At 67.9% G+C, this 20,660-nt stretch carries 18 protein-coding genes; 10 read left to right on the top strand and 8 right to left on the bottom strand.

Features of this window, described 5'->3' with window-relative positions; genetic code table 11:
- Nucleotides 1–3: 3 nt before the first annotated feature.
- From BLU54_RS08885 to purU, 4 genes are all read left to right on the top strand, one after another.
- Complete coding sequence (locus tag BLU54_RS08885) at nt 4–1,986, top strand: monovalent cation:proton antiporter family protein (protein ID WP_091907160.1); 1,983 nt, start codon at nt 4–6, stop codon at nt 1,984–1,986.
- 171 nt (nt 1,987–2,157) lie between these two features.
- Nucleotides 2,158–2,760: an adenine phosphoribosyltransferase gene (locus BLU54_RS08880; protein WP_091907158.1), complete on the top strand. Its 603-nt coding sequence runs from the start codon at nt 2,158–2,160 to the stop codon at nt 2,758–2,760.
- 57 nt (nt 2,761–2,817) lie between these two features.
- The gene (locus tag BLU54_RS08875) at nt 2,818–3,735 is read left to right on the top strand and encodes an NUDIX hydrolase (protein ID WP_091907156.1); all 918 of its coding nucleotides are present in this window, start codon (nt 2,818–2,820) and stop codon (nt 3,733–3,735) included.
- Nucleotides 3,736–3,750: 15 nt separating this feature from the next.
- Entirely contained in the window at nt 3,751–4,614 is an 864-nt protein-coding gene (gene purU, locus BLU54_RS08870) for a formyltetrahydrofolate deformylase (protein WP_091907154.1), read from the top strand.
- A 19-nt stretch (nt 4,615–4,633) separates the two neighbouring features.
- Here the strand turns inward: purU and BLU54_RS08865 are convergent, their stop codons facing one another.
- Both BLU54_RS08865 and uvrA read right to left on the bottom strand, forming a co-directional pair.
- Nucleotides 4,634–5,677, bottom strand: coding sequence for an AI-2E family transporter (locus BLU54_RS08865; RefSeq protein WP_091907152.1), 1,044 nt, complete (start codon nt 5,675–5,677; stop codon nt 4,634–4,636).
- 100 nt (nt 5,678–5,777) lie between these two features.
- A complete protein-coding gene (uvrA, locus tag BLU54_RS08860) occupies nt 5,778–8,645 on the bottom strand; it encodes an excinuclease ABC subunit UvrA (protein WP_091907148.1) in 2,868 nt (955 codons plus the stop codon).
- 173 nt (nt 8,646–8,818) lie between these two features.
- Between uvrA and BLU54_RS08855 the strand changes: the two genes are divergently transcribed.
- Both BLU54_RS08855 and ssb read left to right on the top strand, forming a co-directional pair.
- Nucleotides 8,819–10,009, top strand: coding sequence for an MFS transporter (locus BLU54_RS08855; protein ID WP_091907408.1), 1,191 nt, complete (start codon nt 8,819–8,821; stop codon nt 10,007–10,009).
- Between the two features lie 117 nt (nt 10,010–10,126).
- Entirely contained in the window at nt 10,127–10,657 is a 531-nt protein-coding gene (gene ssb, locus BLU54_RS08850; RefSeq protein ID WP_091907146.1) for a single-stranded DNA-binding protein, read from the top strand.
- 588 nt (nt 10,658–11,245) lie between these two features.
- Here ssb and BLU54_RS08840 read toward each other — a convergent pair.
- The 4 genes from BLU54_RS08840 to BLU54_RS08820 form a co-directional block, all read right to left on the bottom strand.
- On the bottom strand, nt 11,246–11,794 hold the full coding sequence (locus BLU54_RS08840) for a glutathione peroxidase (protein ID WP_091907142.1): 549 nt from the start codon (nt 11,792–11,794) through the stop codon (nt 11,246–11,248).
- 328 nt (nt 11,795–12,122) lie between these two features.
- On the bottom strand, nt 12,123–13,013 hold the full coding sequence (locus tag BLU54_RS08830) for an NAD-dependent protein deacetylase (protein ID WP_091907405.1): 891 nt from the start codon (nt 13,011–13,013) through the stop codon (nt 12,123–12,125).
- Between the two features lie 95 nt (nt 13,014–13,108).
- Nucleotides 13,109–13,585 (bottom strand): Cd(II)/Pb(II)-responsive transcriptional regulator, encoded by a 477-nt coding sequence (gene cadR / locus BLU54_RS08825; RefSeq protein WP_091907138.1) that lies wholly within the window; start codon nt 13,583–13,585, stop codon nt 13,109–13,111.
- Nucleotides 13,586–13,661: 76 nt separating this feature from the next.
- On the bottom strand, nt 13,662–14,282 hold the full coding sequence (locus tag BLU54_RS08820; protein WP_091907403.1) for a UbiX family flavin prenyltransferase: 621 nt from the start codon (nt 14,280–14,282) through the stop codon (nt 13,662–13,664).
- A gap of 341 nt (nt 14,283–14,623) precedes the next feature.
- Between BLU54_RS08820 and BLU54_RS08815 the strand changes: the two genes are divergently transcribed.
- Together BLU54_RS08815 and BLU54_RS08810 are read left to right on the top strand one after the other, a co-directional pair.
- A complete protein-coding gene (locus BLU54_RS08815; protein WP_091907136.1) occupies nt 14,624–15,004 on the top strand; it encodes a RidA family protein in 381 nt (126 codons plus the stop codon).
- Nucleotides 15,005–15,321: 317 nt separating this feature from the next.
- Nucleotides 15,322–16,227, top strand: coding sequence for an alpha/beta hydrolase (locus BLU54_RS08810; RefSeq protein ID WP_091907134.1), 906 nt, complete (start codon nt 15,322–15,324; stop codon nt 16,225–16,227).
- Between the two features lie 27 nt (nt 16,228–16,254).
- Here the strand turns inward: BLU54_RS08810 and BLU54_RS08805 are convergent, their stop codons facing one another.
- The gene (locus tag BLU54_RS08805; protein ID WP_091907132.1) at nt 16,255–17,091 is read right to left on the bottom strand and encodes an EcsC family protein; all 837 of its coding nucleotides are present in this window, start codon (nt 17,089–17,091) and stop codon (nt 16,255–16,257) included.
- Between the two features lie 497 nt (nt 17,092–17,588).
- Here BLU54_RS08805 and BLU54_RS08800 point away from each other — a divergent pair, with 497 nt between their 5' ends.
- Entirely contained in the window at nt 17,589–19,196 is a 1,608-nt protein-coding gene (locus BLU54_RS08800) for an MDR family MFS transporter (protein WP_091907130.1), read from the top strand.
- 152 nt (nt 19,197–19,348) lie between these two features.
- A complete protein-coding gene (locus tag BLU54_RS08795) occupies nt 19,349–19,768 on the top strand; it encodes a MarR family winged helix-turn-helix transcriptional regulator (RefSeq protein WP_091907401.1) in 420 nt (139 codons plus the stop codon).
- Here BLU54_RS08795 and queF read toward each other — a convergent pair.
- Nucleotides 19,758–20,585, bottom strand: a complete 828-nt coding sequence (queF, locus tag BLU54_RS08790; protein ID WP_091907128.1) for an NADPH-dependent 7-cyano-7-deazaguanine reductase QueF — start codon at nt 20,583–20,585, stop codon at nt 19,758–19,760. The genes BLU54_RS08795 and queF overlap by 11 nt on opposite strands.
- Between the last annotated feature and the right edge of the window lie 75 nt (nt 20,586–20,660).

Here is a 20,660-nt window from a genome sequence, read left to right as displayed (position 1 = left end):
GCCATGATTTCGCCGCTCGAACTGACCCTGCTCCTGTTGTTGGCCAGCGTCGTCGGCGTCGTGCTGTTCCGCAGCCTGAATCTGCCGCCGATGCTCGGCTACCTCAGCGTCGGCATCCTGATCGGACCGCACGCGTTCGCGCTGATCGACGCGCCGCAACGCGTCGAGTCCCTGGCGGAGTTCGGCATCGTCTTTCTGATGTTCTCGGTCGGTCTGGAGTTCTCGCTCAGCCGGCTGCGCGCGATGCGTCGCATCGTGTTCGGTCTCGGGCTCGCGCAGGTGGTCGGCTGCCTGCTCGCCACGATGACGATCGGGCTGGGCCTGTCGCGCTGGACCGGCATGTCCTGGCAGGCATTGCTCGCGCTCGGCGCGGCGTTCGCGATGTCCTCGACGGCCATCGTCAGCAAGATGCTCAGCGACCGCTTCGAGCTGGAAGCCGAGCACGGCCGCAACATCATCGGCGTGCTGCTGTTCCAGGACCTGGCCGTGGTTCCGCTGCTGATCGTGGTCGCGGCGCTGGGGCGCGGCACCGGCGACATCGCCGCGGCACTCGGGCTGGCCGCGGTGAAGATCGGCATCACGTTGGCGATCGTGCTGTTCGTGGGGCAGCGCCTGTTGCGCCGTTGGTTCGAACTGGTGGCGCGGCGCCGCTCGCAAGAACTGTTCATGCTGAACCTGCTGCTGGTCACGCTCGGCGCGGCGTTCATCACCGAGCAACTGGGCCTGTCGATGGCGCTGGGCGCCTTCGTTGCCGGCATGCTGATTTCTGAGACGCCGTACCGGCACCATGTCGAAGAGGACATCAAGCCGTTCCGGGACGTGCTGCTCGGTCTGTTCTTCGTGACCACCGGCATGCTGCTCGATCCGGCGGTCGTGCTGCACCATCCATTCGCCGTGCTCGGCCTGTTCGTGTTGCCGATCCTGTTCAAGCTGGCGCTCATCGTTGGCCTGGCGCGCGCGTTCGGCGCCAGCGGTGGGGTGGCGATCCGCACCGGCCTGGGCCTCGCGCAGGCCGGCGAGTTCGGCTTCGTGCTGCTCAACCTGAGTCTTGAACGCGGGCTGCTGGAGCCGGTCGTGGCGGAGGCGACGCTCGCCGCGATGCTGTTGTCGATGCTGGCCGCACCGTTCATGATCCAGAATGCCGACCGCATCGCGATGCGGCTGTCCTCCACCGACTGGCTCGCGCAGGCGCTGCAGATGACGCGCATCGCAACGCAGACGATCAAGACCAGCAACCACGTGATCATCTGCGGCTATGGCCGGGCCGGGCAGAATCTCGCGCGCATGCTCGACCAGGAAGGCATCGCGTACGTGGCGCTCGACCTCGACCCGGATCGCGTGCGGGCCGCGGCGGCGGCCGGCGAATCGGTGGTCTTCGGCGACGCGGGCCGCCGCGAGGCATTGACCGCCGCCGGCATCCAGCGGGCGGGCGCGCTTGCCATCACCTACGCCAATGTACCGTCGGCGCTGCGCGTGTTGTCGGGCGTGCAGGAATTGAATCGCGCATTGCCGGTGGTGGTGCGCACCGTCGACGATGCGTCGCTCGAAAAGCTGCTCGCGGCCGGCGCCACCGAAGTCATCCCGGAAATCGTCGAGGGCAGTCTGATGCTCGCCTCGCACATGCTGGTGATGATGGGCATCCCGATGCGCCGGGTGGTGCGACGGGTCGAGGAGATGCGCGACGCGCGCTACAGCATGTTGCGCGGCTATTTCCACGGCTCGGACGACGAGGGCGACACGGACGGGGAACGGGTCAGGCTACAATCGATACAGATCGACGCGCAGGCCGGCGCGGTCGGCAAGACGCTCGGCGAACTCGACCTCGGCGCATTGGACGTCGCGGTCACGGCATTGCGCCGGCGCGGGATCCGCGGCGGCGAGCCGGGTCCGGACGCGAGGCTGCGCGCCGGCGACATCGTCGTGCTGCGCGGTACCCCGGAAGCCCTGGCCGACGCCGAGGCCCGTCTGAGCGCACGCGACGGCTGACGCGCCGCCCGGCCTGCTCCGGCCTGCCCGCGGCCGGACCCCGTGCGGCCGGCTGCATGCGCGCGCCGCTCGATGCACCCGGTCCGCCGCCTGTTGCATTGTGCGACCGCCGCGCGCCAACCGCGCGGCGCGCATCCGATACGGCCCAACGGCCCTTGAATATGGCTTCCCATGACTGACAATCTCGACACGTCGGACCGCTTCCGGCTCGCCGCGCCCGATGATGCGCGCCGCGCCGCGCTGGCTGCCGAACTGATCGGCAAGACCCGCACCGTGCCCGACTGGCCGGCCCCCGGCGTGCAGTTCCGCGACATCACGCCGCTGCTGGCCGACGCCGGCACGCTCGCCGCGATCGTCGGCGCCTTCGCGGATCGCTATCGGAACGCGGGCATCGCCCATGTCGCGGGCTTGGAAGCGCGCGGGTTCATCCTGGCGCCGGCCATCGCGCTGGCGATCGGCGCCGGCTTCATCCCGGTGCGCAAGAAGGGCAAGCTGCCGTGGCGCACGGTCGAGGAACAGTACCAACTCGAATACGGCACCGCGACCGTCGAAATTCATGCGGATGCGTGCGCGCCGGGCGAGCGGGTCTTGCTGATCGACGACCTGATCGCGACCGGCGGCACCATGATGGCGGCGCTGAACCTGCTGCGCCGGCTTGGCGCCGATGTCGTCGAAGGCGGCGCGATCGTGCGCCTGCCCGAGCTGGGCGGCGCGGCGCGCCTGCAGGCCGCCGGCCTGCCGCTGTTCACGCTGTGCGATTTCGCGGGGCACTGATGCGGTTGGGCCGATGCGGTAAGATGCGCGCCGGCGGTGCGACCTACGGAGGCAGCGATGCGCGGGCTTGAGCTTGATACGCCGCCATGCGTGGCGGCGGCGCGTCGTTTCGACGTTGCGCGGCACCGGCCGTTCGTGATCGGCGATGCGCAGGTTGGCTGGCTGCGCGAGGACGACGCGCGCCTGTTGCAGCGCTGGCCGGCGTTGTTCGAGCAGCGCGGCGGCGTCGTGCTGCTGGCGCCGCGTTTCGAGACGCCGGACGCGCGCAGCGCCGCCCTGCAGGAAGCCGCGGTCGGCTTGCTGGACGTTGGCAGGCTACGCGGTTGGCGCGACGAGATCTACGCGATCCGCAACCGTTTCGAGGCGGTGCCATTCGCGCTGATCGAGCGGGCCGCGGCGCGCTTCTTCGGCATCGCCACCTATGCGGTGCACGCGAACGGCGTGGTCTTGCCCGGCGGGGCCGATGAATCGCCCGGTACCGCGGCGGACCCGGCGCCATCGTTGTGGATCGCGCGGCGCAGCCTGGCCAAGCCGACCGATCCCGGCATGCTGGACAATCTGGTGGGCGGCGGCATCGCGTGGGGTTACGGCGTGACCGAAGCGCTGGTCAAGGAAGCGTGGGAGGAGTCGGGATTGCCGGAGACGGTGACCGAACGCGCGATGGTGGGACGAAGCGCATACATCCTGAACGAGGTCGAGCAAGGTACGCAGGTCGAGCAGCTGTTCATCTTCGACATCGCGTTGCCCGCGGGTTTCGCGCCGAGCGCGCAGGACGGCGAGGTCAGCGAGCATCGGCAGGTCGATCTCGCGGCCCTGGGCGAGATCATCGCCAGCGGCACGATGACGGTGGACGCGACGATTGCCACGCTCGATTGCTGTCAGCGCCACGGTTGGCTGCGTGTGCGCGACGCGCCCGCATATGAAGCATTGTTTGCGCCGCCGGCACCGCCGGCCGGCGCCTCATTTTTCAGATAGGAGTCGAATCGGGTCATGACGACCGAACACCGTTTCATCCTGACGCTGGTCTGCGCGGACAGACCGGGCATCGTCCATGCGGTTTCCGGCTTCCTGTCCGAGCGCAGCGCGAACATCGTCGATTCGGCGCAGTTCGGCGACGCACTGACCGGCGATTTCTTCATGCGGGTGCACTTCTCCGGCGGTGCGGCCGACTCCGACGCACTGCGCGCGGCGTTCGCGCCGCTGGCCGAGAGTTTCGGCATGCGCTGGCAGTTGCACGACGAGGCGGTGCGCCAGCGCGTGATGATCATGGTCTCGAAGCACGGCCATTGTCTGAACGACCTGCTGTTCCGTCATCGCAGCGGGCAGTTGCCGATCGAAATCGCGGCCATCGTCTCGAATCACCGCGATTTCTACCAGCTCGCCGCCACCTACGACATCCCGTTCCACCACTTCCCGCTGCTGGGCGGAACCGCGCAGGCCAAGGCCGCGCAGGAGGCGCGGGTGCTCGAAGTGGTGCAGCAGGAGCGGATCGACCTGGTCGTGCTCGCGCGTTACATGCAGATTCTGTCGCCGGCGCTGTGCGACGCGCTGGCGGGCCGCGCGATCAATATTCACCATTCGTTCCTGCCCAGCTTCAAGGGAGCGAAGCCGTACTACCAGGCGTACGACCGGGGCGTGAAGCTGATCGGCGCAACCGCGCACTATGTGACGACCGACCTCGACGAAGGGCCGATCATCGAGCAGGAAGTGGCGCGCGTGGGCCACAGCATGGATCCCGAGCAGTTGACCGCGGTCGGCCGCGACGTCGAGTGCGTGGCGCTGGCGCGCGCCGTCAAGTGGCACGCCGAGCATCGCGTGCTGATCAACGGCCACAAGACCGTCGTCTTTCCGTGACGGCGCCGGATGCGCGGCCTCAGACCAGCCCGCGCATCCGCAACTCGCGCTTCATGTAGGCATAGTAGATCGGCGCCGCGACCACGCCCGGCAGCCCGAACGCCGCTTCCATCAGCAGCATCGCCAGCAGCAGCTCCCACGCCTTGGCCTCGATTTCGCCACCGACGATGCGCGCGTTGAGGAAGTACTCGAGCTTGTGGATCAGCACCAGGAACACCAGCGCCGCGATCGTCACCGGCAGACCGACCGACAGCGCGGCGATGATGATCAGCGAGTTCGAGATCAGGTTGCCGATCACGGGCAGCAGGCCAACCACGAAGGTCAGCGCGACCAACGTTTTGGCAAGCGGCAGCTTCACGTCGAGCAGCGGCAGCGCGACCAACAGGAAGATCGCGGTGAACACGGTGTTCACCAGCGAAATCTTGACCTGGGCGAAGACGATCCGCCGGAATGCATCGGCCACGCGGCTGACACGCGTGATCAGCGCGGCAGCCAGCGGGCGACGGTAGGCCGGGTCGGACGCGTCGACCGCGACGATTGCGCCCAGCACCATGCCGATCAGGATGTGGGCGAACGCGCGCGCGGCCTCGCGGCCGGCCAGCTGCAGCGTGCCCATGTGCGCGTGCAGCCAGGTCGACAGCGTATCGCGCATGTCGTCGATGTCGTCGGGCAGGTACTGATCGGCCCAGGCCGGCAGATGATCGCGGGCCTGATCGACGATTTCCATCATCTTGTCGAACAGCCGGGTGGTGTGCGCCGCGTCCGCCTTGAAGTGCGCGATGGCCAACAGCGTGATGGCGGTGAGCACACCGACGATCAGCGCCGACAGCAGGGCCAGGGCGATCAGGCGGGCACGGTGCCCGGACAGCCGGCGCGCCAGCAGCGGCGCCAGCGTGTGCACCAGTTGATAGACCAGCAGACCCGCCAGCAGGCCCGGCAGCAGGTGCAGCCACAACACCATGAAGAGCCCGAATCCCGCCAGCGCATAACTGGTCCCATCGAGCCACAGACGCGCGCGTGGGCTCACGCCTGCCGCATGTCGCGGTGCCGAACCGTCCGTCATCTTTTCCGTTCTCCTGGTTCACGCGGGCGCCGGCGCGCTGGCCGGGCACGCCATCCGACGCGCTTTGCGCCCCTGAGTACCCATGCCAAGCGCCGCTGTGTCATCGGCCGGCGCGCAGGAGCGGAGCAAGATACCTGCCGGTGAAGCTTTCCGGACAGGCGGCCACCTGTTCCGGGGTGCCCTGCACAATGATCTGACCACCGCCGGCGCCCCCTTCGGGGCCCAGATCCACGACCCAGTCGGCGCCCTTGATGACGTCGAGATTGTGCTCGATGATCACCACCGTGTTGCCCTGTTCGCTCAGGCGCTGGATCACCTGCAGCAGCAGTGCGATGTCATGGAAATGCAGGCCGGTGGTCGGTTCGTCCAGAATGTACAGCGTCCGGCCCGTGTCGCGCTTCGACAATTCGAGTGACAGCTTGACGCGTTGCGCCTCGCCGCCCGACAGCGTAGTCGCCGACTGACCCAGGCGCACATAGCCCAAACCGACGTCGAGCAGCGTCTTCAACTTGCGCCGCACGATCGGCACCGCGGCGAAGAAGTCATGCGCCTGCTCGATGGTCATGTCGAGCACTTCCCGGATGTTGCGGTCCTTGTAGCGGATCTCCAGCGTTTCCCGGTTGTAGCGCGCGCCATGGCAGACGTCGCAGGGCACGTAGACGTCGGGCAGGAAATGCATCTCGACCTTGATCATGCCGTCGCCCTGGCAGGCTTCGCACCGTCCGCCCTTCACATTGAACGAGAAGCGCCCGGGGTCGTAGCCGCGTTCCTTCGCGGCCGGCACGCTCGCGAACAGGTCGCGGATCGGCGTGAACAGACCGGTGTAGGTGGCGGGATTCGAGCGCGGCGTCCGGCCGATCGGCGACTGGTCGACATTGATCACCTTGTCGAAATGATCCAGCCCCTCGATCGCCTCGAACGGCGCGGGTTCGGTCGACGAGCCGTACAGGTGCTGGGCGACCGCGTGGTACAGCGTGTCGTTGATCAGCGTGGACTTGCCGGAGCCGGATACGCCGGTCACGCAGGTCATCAGACCGACGGGCAGGTTCAGCGAGACCCGCTTCAGGTTGTTGCCGTAGGCCTCGATGATGCGCAGCATGCGCTCGGGGTCCGGCTGCCGCCGCTCGGCCGGTACCGGGATGCGTTCGACGCCCGCCAGATAGCGGCCGGTAAGCGATGCCGCGTTGGCCTCGATCTCCTTCGGGGTGCCTTGCGCCACCACGATGCCGCCATGCACGCCGGCGCCCGGCCCCATGTCGACCACGTAGTCCGACGCACGGATCATGTCCTCGTCGTGCTCGACCACCACCACCGAATTGCCGAGATCGCGCAGGTGCTTCAGCGTGCCGATCAGGCGGTCGTTGTCGCGCTGGTGCAGCCCGATCGACGGTTCGTCGAGCACGTACATCACCCCGGTCAGGCCCGAGCCGATCTGCGAGGCGAGCCGGATGCGCTGGGCCTCGCCGCCGGACAGGGTCTCCGCGCTGCGGTCCAGCGACAGGTAGTCGAGCCCGACGTTGTTCAGGAAGGTAAGCCGGGCGGTGATCTCCTTGACCACCTTGTCGGCGATTTCCCGTTTCGCGCCGCTCAGTTCCAGATGCTGGAAGTAGCCGAGCGCGTCGCGCAGCGGCACGCCGCTGACCTCGTAGATCGCGCGCGCATCGTCGCCGTCGCCGATCTTCACGTTGCGGGCCTCGCGACGCAGGCGCGTGCCTTCGCATACCGGGCAGACCTGGTTGTTCTGATACTTCGCCAGTTCTTCCCGCACCGCCGCCGAATCGGTCTCTCGGTAGCGGCGTTCCAGGTTCGGGATGATGCCCTCGAACGCATGGGCGCGCACCGTCGTGCGGCCGCGCTCGTTCATGTAGGCGAACGGAATCTCGTCGCTGCCCGAGCCGAACAGCAGCAGTTGCTGCATCGGTTCGGCCAGCGCCTCGAACGGCTGCTCGATGTCGAAGTCGTAATGCGATGCGATGCTGAGCAGCATCTGGTAGTAGAACTGGTTGCGCCGGTCCCAGCCCTTGATGGCTCCCGACGCCAACGGCAGCGACGGATGCGCGACCACCCGCTTCGGATCGAAGAAGGTGATGTGCCCGAGCCCGTCGCAGTGCGAGCATGCGCCCATCGGGTTGTTGAACGAGAACAGCCGCGGCTCCAGCTCCTGCAGCGAATACGAGCAGATCGGGCAGGCGAAGCGCGAGCTGAACACGTGCTCGCGGCCGCTGTCCATCTCCAGCGCGACCGCGCGGCCGTCGGCGAGCTTCAGCGCGGTCTCGAACGATTCCGCCAGTCGTTGTTTCGCGTCGGCGCGCACCTTGAGCCGGTCGATCACCACGTCGATCGAATGCTTCTCGGTCTTCTTCAGCTTGGGCAGGTCGTCGACATCGACGATGCGGGCCTCGCCTTCATTGGTCGTGCCGCCGCCCGAGCGGATGCGGAAGCGGATGAAACCCTGCGCCTGCATTTCGGCGAACAGGTCGGCGTGCTCGCCCTTGCGGGTCGACACGACCGGCGCCAGGATCATCAGCTTCGTGTCTTCCGGCAGCGCCAGCGCCGCGTCGACCATCTGCGAGACGCTCTGCGACGTCAGCGGCACATGGTGGTCCGGGCAGTAGGGCGTGCCGACGCGCGCGAACAGCAGCCGCAGGTAGTCGTGGATTTCGGTAACGGTGCCGACCGTCGAGCGCGGATTGTGCGACGTCGCCTTCTGCTCGATCGAAATCGCCGGCGACAGCCCCTCGATCAGATCGACGTCCGGCTTCTCCATCAACTGCAGGAACTGCCGCGCATAGGCCGACAGGCTTTCGACGTAGCGGCGCTGACCTTCCGCGTAGAGCGTGTCGAACGCCAGCGACGATTTGCCCGAGCCGGACAGGCCCGTCACGACGACCAGACGATGCCGAGGCAGGTCGAGGTTGACGTTTTTGAGGTTGTGGGTGCGGGCGCCGCGGATGCGGATTTCTTCCATTGACCTAGCGATTCCGGCAGAGGGCAAACCTGATACTATAGCGACTTTTCCGGTTCAGGGCCTCGCGCCCCTTGACGAACGCGTGCCGGCTGTGCTTTGCGCGGCTCCCGCGTGCCGCGGTCCCGGCGCCCGCCGTGGCCGGCGCCTTTGCGTTCGTTCTTCCACTGGTCTCCATGTCCAATCCTTCCGTGTCGCCATCCCGGATGAGTCCGCTGGAGCTGCGCGCCACCGCGTCGCTGGCCGCCATCTTCGCCCTGCGCATGCTCGGGCTGTTCATGGTGATGCCGGTCTTCTCGATCTATGCGAAGTCGGTGCCAGGCGGCGACAACGCGACCATCGTCGGTCTGGCGATCGGCATCTACGGCCTCACCCAGTCGTTGCTCTACATTCCCTACGGCTGGGCGTCCGACCGGCTTGGCCGCAAGCCGGTGATCGTGGCCGGTCTGCTCGTGTTCGCCCTGGGCAGCGCGATTGCCGCACTGGCCCCGAACATGACCTGGATCGTCATCGGCCGCGCGGTGCAGGGCGCCGGTGCGATCTCCTCGGCGATCACGGCATTCGTGGCGGACCTGACCGACGAGCGCAACCGCACCAAGGCGATGGCGATGATCGGCGGCAGTATCGGCATTGCCTTCGGCGTGGCGATCATCGCCGCACCGATCGTGTTCCGGCTGATCGGCATGAGCGGCCTGTTCGCCGCGATCGGCGTGCTGGCCGTGCTGGCGATCGTTGTCGTGCTGTGGGTCGTGCCGGAGGCGCCGACGCCACCGGTGCACGTGCGCGCTCCGTTTGGCGAAGTGCTGCGCAACCCGGAGCTGCTGCGCCTGAACCTGGGCGTGTTCGTGCTGCACGCGACCCAGACCGCGCTGTTCGTGGTGTTGCCGCACCGGCTCGAGGAAGCCGGGTTGCCGGTGGCCGAACACTGGCACATCTATCTGCCGGTCATGGCGCTCTCCTTCGTGCTGATGGTGCCGGCGATCATCGCCGCGGAGAAGCACGGCCGCATGAAGGCGGTGATGCTGACGGGGATCGCCGCCGTACTCATTGGCCAGTTGTGTTTCGCCGAAATCCCTTCTACGCTCGTTGCGATCGGACTGGCGTTGCTGGTTTATTTCACCGGCTTCAACATTCTCGAGGCGTCGCAGCCATCGATGGTGTCGAAGCTGTCGCCTGGCGCGCGCAAGGGCGCCGCGATGGGCGTCTACAACACGACCCAGGCGCTCGGCCTGTTCGCGGGCGGCGCGCTGGGCGGTCTGCTTGCCAGACACAACGGCGGCGACGCGGTATTTTTCGGGGCTGCGGCGCTGGCGGCCGTGTGGCTGCTGGTTGCGGCCGGCATGCGGTCGCCGGCGCGGCGCCGCTGAGGCGCTCGGCGCTCGCTGGCTCGCCGCTGCTGGCGAGGGGTCTGGCGGCGTCGGGTGCGGACCGGTCCAACGGGGGCCGCGGTCCCGTTTCGGTTTTGAAGATCAAGGAGAGAGGCGATGGCTTCCGTCAATAAAGTGATTCTCGTCGGCAACCTGGGTGCCGACCCGGAAACGCGTTCGCTGCCGAGCGGCGACACGATCGCGAATCTGCGCATTGCGACCACCGACCGTTATCGCGACAAGCAGTCTGGCGACATGAAGGAGTCGACCGAATGGCACCGCGTGGCTTTCTTCGGTCGCCTGGCCGAGGTCGCCAGCCAATATCTGCGCAAGGGCTCGTCGGTCTATATCGAAGGCCGCATCCGGACCCGTAAGTGGCAGGACCAGAGCGGCCAGGACCGGTATTCGACCGAAATCGTCGGCGAGCAGATGCAAATGCTCGGCGGCCGCGGCGCCGGTGGTAGTGGCGGTGGCGGCGGCGGTGACGACTACGGCCGCGGCAACGAAGGCGGCTACAGCCGCGAACCCGCGGGCGGTGGCGGTGGTGGCCGGGCGCCCGCGCGCCAGGGCGGCGGCAATGCGCCGTCGCGCTCGATGCCGCCGGCTGGCGGCGGCTTCGACGAAATGGACGACGATATCCCGTTCTAAGCCCGTCGCATGCCGGCATGAACGGCCCCGCGGGCCCCACCCGATCGATGCTCGGGTGGGCCCCGGGGCCGTCGCTTTTCAGCGACGCGACATGGCGATCCGGGCATCGCGCATCGCTGCCGCAGCGGAACGATGGCCTGTCCGTGGGCGCGGTGCGGTATGGGGGCTGGTGTATGCAGGATTTGACGCGGCGCGTGTGATGCGCCGCCGTCGTGGCGGGTCTGGCTTCCGTCGCGGCGGCCTTGGCGTCGGAAATCGAGAACGCGCCAGCGGCGCTCCGATGCGCGAAATGCACGACGTGCGCTAATGCGCGAGTGGCCCGCACGGTGCGATGGCAACGCGACCGCATGGTCGTCGCGCGGCGCTCGAAACGACGCTCCCAACGAAGCTGCAGGAAACGACGCTTCCAACGACGCCCCGAACGACGCCCCGAACGACGTTTCAAAACGGTTCGATGACGCCGGCCGGAGGCATGAAGCGCGCTGTCCGGCAGTGCGGGGCGGCATCGCCGATTCGGTCCGGCGCGCGCGCGGCGGTCGCCTTCGACAGGCTAAGTCCGCGCCATCGGCCGGGACCCGAGCGGGTGGTTCAGTCGTCCTGCAACGCCGCGTCGATCACGGCCAACAGGCGCGGATCGTCCGCCGTGACGTCGGGCGCGAAGCGGGCGATCACGTCGCCCTCGCGGTCGACGACAAACTTCTCGAAATTCCACAGCACGTCCGCGCCTTGGCTGGTCTCGATGCCGCGCTGGCTCAGACGCTCGCGCATCGGGCCTTCGCCCTCGCGTTTCGGCTGTGCCTGCGTCAGCGCGGCGTACAGCGGGTGGCGATCCTCGCCGAGCACACTGATTTTCGAGAACAGCGGGAACGACACGTCGTAGTTGGTCTGGCAGAACGCGGCGATCTCGGCGTCGCTGCCCGGCTCCTGGCCGCGGAAGTTGTTGGCGGGGAAGGCCAGGACTTCGAGACCGTCGGCGCGATGCTTGCGGTACAGCGCTTCGAGGCCTTCGTACTGGGCGGTCAGGCCGCACTTCGACGCGACGTTGACGATCAGCAGGACCTTGCCCGCATAGTCGGCCAGCGTCGCGGCGGAGCCGTCGTTTCGTTTCAGCGGAATGTCCTTGATGGGATTCGTCATCGTCGTTTCGCAGTGGAGGAGGGCGGATGGGGAACGCCGGCTTTGACGTGGCGCGCCGGATCAGCGCGCCCCGCGCGCCGTGCGCGCCGGTGCCCCATTCTAAGCGGCTGGCGGTCTAATTTCAGGAGACGGACCTCGACGCAACGGCTCCTCATCGTGCAAGGCGCGTGCAAGGCGCGTGCATCGGCAGCGACGCATTCGGCGATTCCGCGCTGGCCGGTCGCGGTGCTGCAAGCGTCGTCGGCTCAGGGACAGCAAGGCTGCCGGGCGGACCTCGCGTTTCCGGCGCCGATCCCGGCGTCGCGCCGAGATGCATGGTTCGCCTGGGTCAAGCGCCGTCGCTGATACCGCATGGCTGGAGCACCGTTGCGGCCACCGCGCGCGCCAGCGCGTCGCCGCAGTCTTCCTCCACCTTGAAGGACAGCAGCGCGTCCGCCCGGGTCAAGCCGCGATTGATCGAGACGAGCGGGATGCCGCGCTCGGCGGCGGCCAGCGCGAAGCGATAGCCCGAGTACACCATCAACGACGAGCCGACGACCAGCATCGCGTCGGCACGGGAGAGCGCATCGCTCGCCGCAAGCACGCGCTGGCGCGGCACGGACTCGCCGAAAAAGACCACGTCCGGTTTCAGGATGCCGCCGCAGGCCGCGTGCGCCGGTACGCGGAAGCCGCTGAAATCGACGCCGTCCAGGTCGGCATCGCCGTCGGGCGCGACCGGCGCGACGAAATCGCGCCAATCGGGGTTCAGCGCTTCGAGTTCGGCCTGGAAGTCGGCGCGCGGTAGCCGTGCGCCACACTGCATGCAGCGTACGCCATCGAGTCTTCCGTGCAGGTCGACGACGGCGCGGCTGTTGGCAGCCTGGTGCAGTCCGTCGACGTTCTGCGTCACCAGCAATTCGATCCGATCGGCGGCTTCGAGCGCGGCCAGCGCATGATGGGCGCGGTTCGGCCGCGCCTGCCCGAAGCTGCGCCAGCCGATCATGCTGCGCGCCCAGTAGCGGGCGCGCGTCAGCGGCTCGGCCATGAACGGACCGAACGCGATGGGCGGCGGCCGCTTCCAGGCGCCGGCGCGGTCGCGGTAATCGGGGATGCCCGAATCGGTGCTGCAGCCCGCGCCGGTCAACACGAACAGGCGGCGGTGGCTGCGCAGCAGCGTGGCCAGCCGGTCGTCGCTCGCGTCGGCGGCTTGCGTGGGCGAGCTTGCCTGGCCGGCTGGCATAACGGCGCTCGCGGCGGCGTCGGCGTGCGCGACGGAGTCGGCGGCCGCATCGACCCGCCCGGCGTTGGACGCCAGGAAAGGAGACGGGGCCGGCATCAGCGGCGGTGGCTGTGCGTGCCGCCCAACGGGTGCACGGCGCCTGCCACGGGGGCGCAGTCGTCGACAGGGTCGGCAGCCAATTCGCGCAGGATGCCGCACTCGGCTGGCTGGCGTGGCCAGTCGCAATGTTCCCGCAAGGCCAGCAACTGCGTCTGCAGGGTTTGCAACTCGGCGATGCGGGTCTCGACGTGCGCGATGTGCTCGTCCAGCAGCGCATTGGCCGCGCTGCAGTCTTCCGGTCCGCCGGTCGCATCGCGGCTGTCCCAGACCGCCAGCAGCGCACGGATCTCGCCATGGGTCATGTCCAGCGCCCGGCAATTGCGGATGAAGGTCAGGCGCTTCACGTGCGGCGCCGCGTACAGCCGGTAATTGCCGCTGCTGCGCGACGGCGCATCGAGCAGTCCCTCGCGCTCGTAGTAGCGGATCGTCTCGACCGTGCAGCCGGTTCGCTTCGCCAGTTCGCCAATCTTCATCGTTCGCTTCCTCCTTCGTCGCCGGGTGCCGACCCGCGCGGCTGCGCACCACCGGCCTCGCGCCGGGCGAGCCCGCTCAGCGCGCCGGTGCGACGCCGTTCCAGCGGCCGTAGTCGTGGTTGCTGCCTATGCCGAATTGGTCGAGGACGCGGTGCACCGTGTAGTCGACCAGTTCATCGATCGTCGCCGGCTTCGCATAGAACGCCGGCACCGGCGGCATGACCACGCCGCCCATCTGCGTCACCAGCGTCATGTTCGACAGATGCGCCAGCGTCAGCGGGGTCTCCCGCGCCAGCAGCACCAGCCGGCGCCGTTCCTTCAGCGTGACGTCGGCGGCGCGCGTGATCAGGTTGTCGTCCAGGCCATGGGCCAGCGCGGCCAGTGTTTTCATCGAGCACGGCGCGACGACCATGCCGTCGTGTCGAAACGAACCGCTGGCCAGCCGGGCGCCGATCTCGCCGGCGTCATAGTGGTGCGATGCCATGGCCACGAGCGCCTCGCGGCCGAGCCCGGTTTCCTGATGCAGGGTCAGCCAGCCGGCACGTGAAACGACGAGATGGGTTTCGACGCCGTGCTCGCGCAGCGCGGCCAGCAGGCGGGTGCCGTAGACGGCGCCGGTCGCGCCAGTGATGGCGACCACGAGACGGGCGGTGGGCAAGGCGATCTCCAGAAGAACGACGCGACGCGACGCAGACATGCGCCACGGGCGCTCCGCCATTATCCGCCGTTCGAGGGCGTCGTGCCGTCGACAGGGGCGGCCGGCCCGCGCCGCCCCGTCCGCCACCTCCCATGCCCCGTCCGCCAGTTGCCATGCGACATCCGCGTCCGCCCCGGCACGCGAGGCCCGTTTCGATTGCGGCGGGCCGGTGCGCACCTTGCCGCCGCGGTCGGCGCGATGCCGCGCACCGGGCCGCAATGCGGCGCGTTACACTGCCGTGTCGTGTTCGACGCGGCGTTTGACTCGACGTTTGACTCGACGTTTGACGCGGCGCGTTGGTCCCGACCATCCAGCCCGACCACCCAGCCCCTCTTCGATACATGAAAACGCTCGACATCGGCCTTCCGCAGCACTCGCAACCGTTCTCCTGGGCAGTCCAGACGCAGTCCATCGTTTTCACCGCGCATGGCCCGATCCGCGCCGATGGCACGCTGGACGACGGCAGCATCGAGGTACAGACCCGCCTGACCTTCGACAATCTGCGGCGCGCGGCCGAAGCGGCAGGCGGCAGCCTGCGCGACGTGGCACAGGTGCTGATTTACATGAAGGACGTGACAGACATGCCGGCAATCGATGCGATCTACCGGGAATACTTCAGTGCGCCTTACCCGAATCGTTCGAGCGTCGGGGTAGCCGGTTTCGTTCACCCCGGCATGAAGATCGAGATCGTCGCCTACATCGCGGTCGGTGACAAAGCCTGACGCGCACGGCAGCCAGGGAAACGACCGATCCGGCGCCGGCTGGCTGGGACGGGGGCAATGCAGGCGCTCGACCAGCGCCTTCACCGGCGCATTGCAGGACCTTTCAGAGCATATCGACCGTGGGTCGCCGCCGCGGCCCAAAAAAAAACGCGGCCGGGGCCGCGTTAACAGATGGAGACCTTTGAAAAAGGGCCCGCTTCTCGCAGTTCGTAGTGTAGTGCAGCGACAGTCCGGGAAAGACCGTGTTTTTCGCAATAAACCGTTGTCGCCGGGCGAACAGTGGCGCAGGCGGCTCGCGATGCAACGGAGATCCAGTCATGAGTTGGCAGAATGCCGTGCTGAGCGCGGCCTTGCGTTACGGCCTGAAACCGCGCACCGCGCCCGGACGCTTCGATCTTCCGGGAGCCCGGCGTCTTACCGAGCGCCCGCGCTCGCCAAGACGCCCGCCGCCCGGTTGGTTGCTGCGCGGGCTGCCCGGCGGCCACGAGTGGCTGCTGCCGCAGGCGAGCGGACCTGCTGACGGCACGGTCCATCGAACCATCTACTATCTGCATGGCGGCGCCTACATCGGCTGCTCGCCGCGCACCCACCGGATCCTGACCGACCGCCTGGCCTGCGAAGCCGATGCCCAGCTGTATTCGCTGGACTATCGCCTGGCCCCGGAACACCCATTTCCCGCCGCGCTCGACGACGCGGTGGCCGGCTATCAACGTCTGCTCGATGCCGGCATCGAACCGGCTTCGATCGTCCTGGCGGGCGATTCGGCTGGCGGTGGGCTTGCGCTTGCTACGCTAGTGGCCTTGCGCGACGAGGGCATGCCGCTGCCGGCCGGGGCCGTGCTGTTCTCACCCTGGACGGATCTGACTGCCAGCGGCGAGTCGGCGGCCCGCAACAACGACACCGATGTCATGTTTACCGCCGAGGGCACCCGCATGGCGGCATCGCTTTACGTGGCGGACACGCCTGCCGACCATCCGCTGGCGTCGCCGCTTTTCAGCGCCTTGCATGGTCTGCCACCGTTGCTCGTCCAGGCAAGCGACAGCGAAGTACTGCTCGATGACGCCGTACGGCTTGCCACCCGCGTGCGCGACGCCGGTGGCCGGGCGGAGCTGAACGTCTGGACCGGCCTGCCGCATGCGTGGCAGATCTTCTGCGCGGTCCTGCCGGAAGCACGTCTGGCGCTCCGGCAGGCAGCCGACTTCATCCGCGGACTGACCCCTTGACCGCGTGCCTGACGACCGGCCGGGCGCTCAGGCCAGCCGATCGTAAGCTTGCCGGACCGCATCCTGGCCGTAACGGCGTTCGAGCTGGCGGATTGCGAAATGGCCGCGCGCGATCTGCTGGAAGTGATTGATGAACACCGTGTTGATCGTTGCCCCGAGCACCGCGCCCAGTGCCGGCACCGATTTGGCGGCGACCTGTTCGCCCACCCGTGCGGCGAAGCGGCTGGCGATCGCGTGGCTGAGCCGGGCAAGCGCCCCGGTGGCGCCGGTGAACACGCCCTTGCCGAGCATTTCGCCGGCTGCCTTGCCGACCATCTGCGCCATCGCGCCGCGCACTACGAAATAGCCGAACGAGGCATCGTCGTCGTCCCGGCTTGGTCCACCCATCGCGAACACCAGCAGGCATTCCAGGCGCACCGCCGGGTCGTCGAGATTCTCGCCGGCTTGCCGGGCTATCTCGCAAATCGATCGGAACATCAGGGTGGTCGTCACCGGCAGCTCGACCGGCAGCCCGGCAAGGCCGAACGCACCGCCGGCCGCCCCGGTGCCGGCCACCGCCAGGGTATGCAGGCGGGGCGAGGCGAGCGGCGACCAACGCCGTCCCGCGGTCTTAATGGCCAGTTGCAGCGAGGTGTCGAGCGCCTTGCGCGCCGCACTGGCAATAATCTCGTGCGCGCCCGCGGGCAGGCGGGCGAGCAGCCTGTCGAACGGCGCGCCAACCGCATTGGCCAGGCGCAACGCCAGTCCCGGCGACTCCAGACGGGCGCGCGCGTCGGCCAAGGTTGCCAGGTCGCCGGCGCTCAGATCGGCCGCGCCCGGCGCGCGGGCGGCGGGCGGTGATGCAGTCGGTGGGTCGAATTCCATGGCGTAGCGGATCAATACTGGGACGAGGGACGAACGAACCATCATACGCGAGGCCGCCAGCCGTGCCGCGCGGCGGCCGCCCGCGCCGCTCGCCCGTCGAGCGGACAGCGCAAGCGTTAGGCAGGCACCGGTCGAACGAACGGGCGTGCTTGCCGCCGCGCGTTGGCTTGAGCGTCCGCTGGACGTTGCTTTCAGCCTCTCGTCGGCGGTTGTTGCCGGCCGCCGCATGGCCGTTAAGCGGCGCGCGCGACCGTCGCCGCCATGCCGTCGCGGCGGCGATCCATCGGACTTTATTGCTATCGGACGCGAGTGGACGCCTTCGAGTGTCATCGGGCGTGATCGGTGTCGCCGGGCGCGGCACGGCCACTGGGCGGCAAGGAATCCGTGTTGAATCGGCACTGAATCGGCACTGAATCGGTAACGATTCGGCGAAGCCGAGCGCCACGGTGACGCGCGTCACGATATAATTGCGCAATCAATCATTGTTTATACAATTCATGTCCGTGGCCTCTGATGGTTCGCCCGCGCCTGCCGCCCAGGGAACCAGTTCACGTTCGTTTCGCGAATCGCTTCTGGCTGTGCTTGGGCTGGCTTTCGTCACGATGCTGGTGGCGCTCGACCAGACGGTGGTCGGCACGGCGTTACCGACCATCGTGGCCGAGCTCAACGGCTTCGAGCTGTACGCGTGGACCGCGACCGCCTACCTGCTGACTTCAGTCGTGACCGTCCCGGTATTCGGGCGGCTGGGCGATTACTACGGCCGCAAACCCTTCGTGGTGGCCTCGATCGTCGTCTTCTCGGTGGCGTCGCTGCTGTGCGGCGCGGCCAACAGCATGACTTTCCTGGTCTGGAGCCGCGCGCTGCAGGGCATCGGGGGCGGCATGCTGGTCGGCACCGCGTTCGCCTGCATTCCCGACCTGTTCCCCGATGCGCGGCAACGGCTGCGCTGGCAGGTGCTGATCAGTACGGCGTTCGGCATCGCCAACGCCGTCGGCCCGTCGCTGGGCGGCATCCTGACCGAGGGTTGGGGCTGGCGCTCGGTGTTCTACGTGAATTTGCCGGTGACCGCGCTGTCGCTGTTCTTCGTCGGCCGTTACCTGCCGCACGTCCGGCACCGCACGGTCGAGCCCGGTACGCTCGCGCGGCTGGACTGGCTTGGCGCCGCGCTGATCGCACTGACGTTGGGCAGCCTGCAGATGGCGGTCGAGATCATCCCGCAGCACGGTTTCAGCCTGTACACCGGCGGTTTGCTGGTGCTGACCGTGGTTTGCGGAACGGTGCTGTTCTTCTGGGAGCGTCGTCATCCGCAGCCGATGCTGCCGCTGGAGATGTGGCGTCATCCCTGTCTCGCGGAATTGTTCAATCTGTCGCTGCTCGGCGGCTTCGCGCTGTTCGCGATGCTGTTCTACGCGCCGCTGCTGTTCCAGGGCGGTTTCGGCTGGTCGCCGCGGGAAGCCGGCCTGGTGATCACGCCGCTGGTGGTGTGCATCACCGTTGGCAGCATCGTCAACGGCCGGCTGGTGTCGCGGATGAAGACGCCGAACCGCATGCTGCCGATCGGTTTCGGCCTGCTGTTCGTCGCCTGCATCGGTCTGGCGGTGGCCACCACCGATCTGCCGCGGGTCGTGCTGATGGTCGGCATGCTATGCGGCGGTGTCGGACTTGGCTTCATCCTGCCCAACCTGACGGTGTTTGCGCAGCAGACCGCGCCGCGCGAGCAGTTGGGCATTGCGACGGCCTTGCTGCAATCGCTGCGGATGGTGGGCGGCATGATCGGCGCCGCGCTGGTCGGAACCACCATCCAGGCCGTGTACCATGCCGGCGTGCGGCGCAGCCTCGGCGAGAACACGCAACATTGGTATGGCCGGCTGGCCGATCCGCAACTGCTGGTCAACGCCGTCGACCGGCAGCGTTTCGTCACCGATGCGACCGCGCATGGCGACAACGGCGCGCTGCTGGTGGAGGCAGCCCGTCACTCGTTGGTCGGCGCGATCCACATCGGCATCGCGATCGCCGCGTTGGTGACGGTCTATGCGATGTGGCGGACGCGTCGGGTGCCGCCGGTGTCGCTGCACCGCAAGCTCGAGCCGACGATGTCCGAATGAACCCATCGGCCGAGAGGATGGCAGTCCCTGGCGATCGCGCGAACGGGGCGTACGCATGACGAAGACAAGGAGCGCAGGCGAAGTGATGAGGTGTCGGTGCAGGATCGCCAAGGTGGCAGCGCGTGAGTGACCTCGATCAACGGCTGGCGGTGATGCGCCAGTTCGGCAGGACCTATCGCACTTTCCTGGCCGCGTTCGAGGCGGCCGTCGGCCTGCCGATGCAACGCTGGCGGGTACTCCTTTCGCTGCATCAGCGCGACGAAGCGATCTCCCAGAAACAGTTGGCCGAGCATCTGCAGATCGATCCCGGCGCGCTGACGCGCCAGTTGAAGCACTTGCAGGCGATGGGCTGGATCGAACGGGCGGTCGACGCCCGTGACAACCGCATCACGAACGTGTCCCTGTCGTCGGCGGGACGGGCCGCCGTTGACGACGCGCTGCCCCGCCGCAACGCATTTCTCGAAACGGTGACGGTGGCGCTGCCGGACGACATGCTCAACGTGTTGTCGACGGCCCTGGGTCTGTTCGAGACCCAGTTGCGCGAGCAGGTCGCCGTGCGTCCTACTGTCTAGCGGTGCGCGCGTTGTCCGGCAGTGGCAGGTTGAAATTGGTGCGGAACGGATTGATGTCGATGCCGCCGCGCCGCGTGTAACGTCCGTACACCGCGAGCTTGTGCGGCGCGCATTCGCGCATGACGTCGACGAAGATCTGTTCGATGCACTGCTCGTGGAAGCCGGTGTGGGTCCGATAGGAAATGAGATAGCGCAGCAGTCCCGCGTGATCGATCTGTGGACCCCAATAGCGGATCTGGACGCTGCCCCAGTCCGGCTGCCCGGTGACCGGGCAGTTGGTCCGCAGCAGGTCCGAGAACAGCGTCTCCTCCACCGGCGCTTCGTCGCGCGCCGCACTGAGCAGCGACGCATCGGGCGTGTAGCGATCCGTGTCCAAGTCGAGCCGGTCCAGCGGCGTGCCGGCCAGTTCTTCGAGCCGCAAGGTGCCGAAATCGGCGGGGCGGGTCAGACGCACCTGAACCGAGGCGCCGCATGCGCGGCTCAGGTCGGCCTGGATCGTCGCGCGCAGGACGCTGTCGGACTCGAAGCGGCTCTGCGAGAACGAGCCCAGGTACAGCTTCAGCGACTTCGATTCGACCAAGTTCGGCGAATCGGCCGGGACCAGCAGCGTCGCGATCGCGATGTGCGGGCGTCCGCGTACGCCGAGCCAGGACAGTTCGTAGGCGTTCCAGATATCGATGCCGAAAAACGGCAGGCTGGCGCCCAGGCCGAGGGCGTCGCGGCCCTGCGCGCGCGGGATCGCGAACAGCAGGCTGGGATCGTACTCTTCGCGATATTCGCTGGTCTTGCCCAGCGGCGACTGTTCAGGGGTGTGCATACTAGACTCCAATGATGCGTGCCGGCGCGTGGCGCGTCCGGCCTGCGGTCCGTCACGTCGCGACGGCCGCGCCGG

The sequence above is a fragment of the Chitinasiproducens palmae genome (genome assembly GCF_900095735.1).
Classification (GTDB): domain Bacteria; phylum Pseudomonadota; class Gammaproteobacteria; order Burkholderiales; family Burkholderiaceae; genus Chitinasiproducens; species Chitinasiproducens palmae.
The sequence above is the reverse complement of the archived record's forward strand: the minus strand, read 5'-3'. Positions and strand labels throughout refer to the sequence as shown.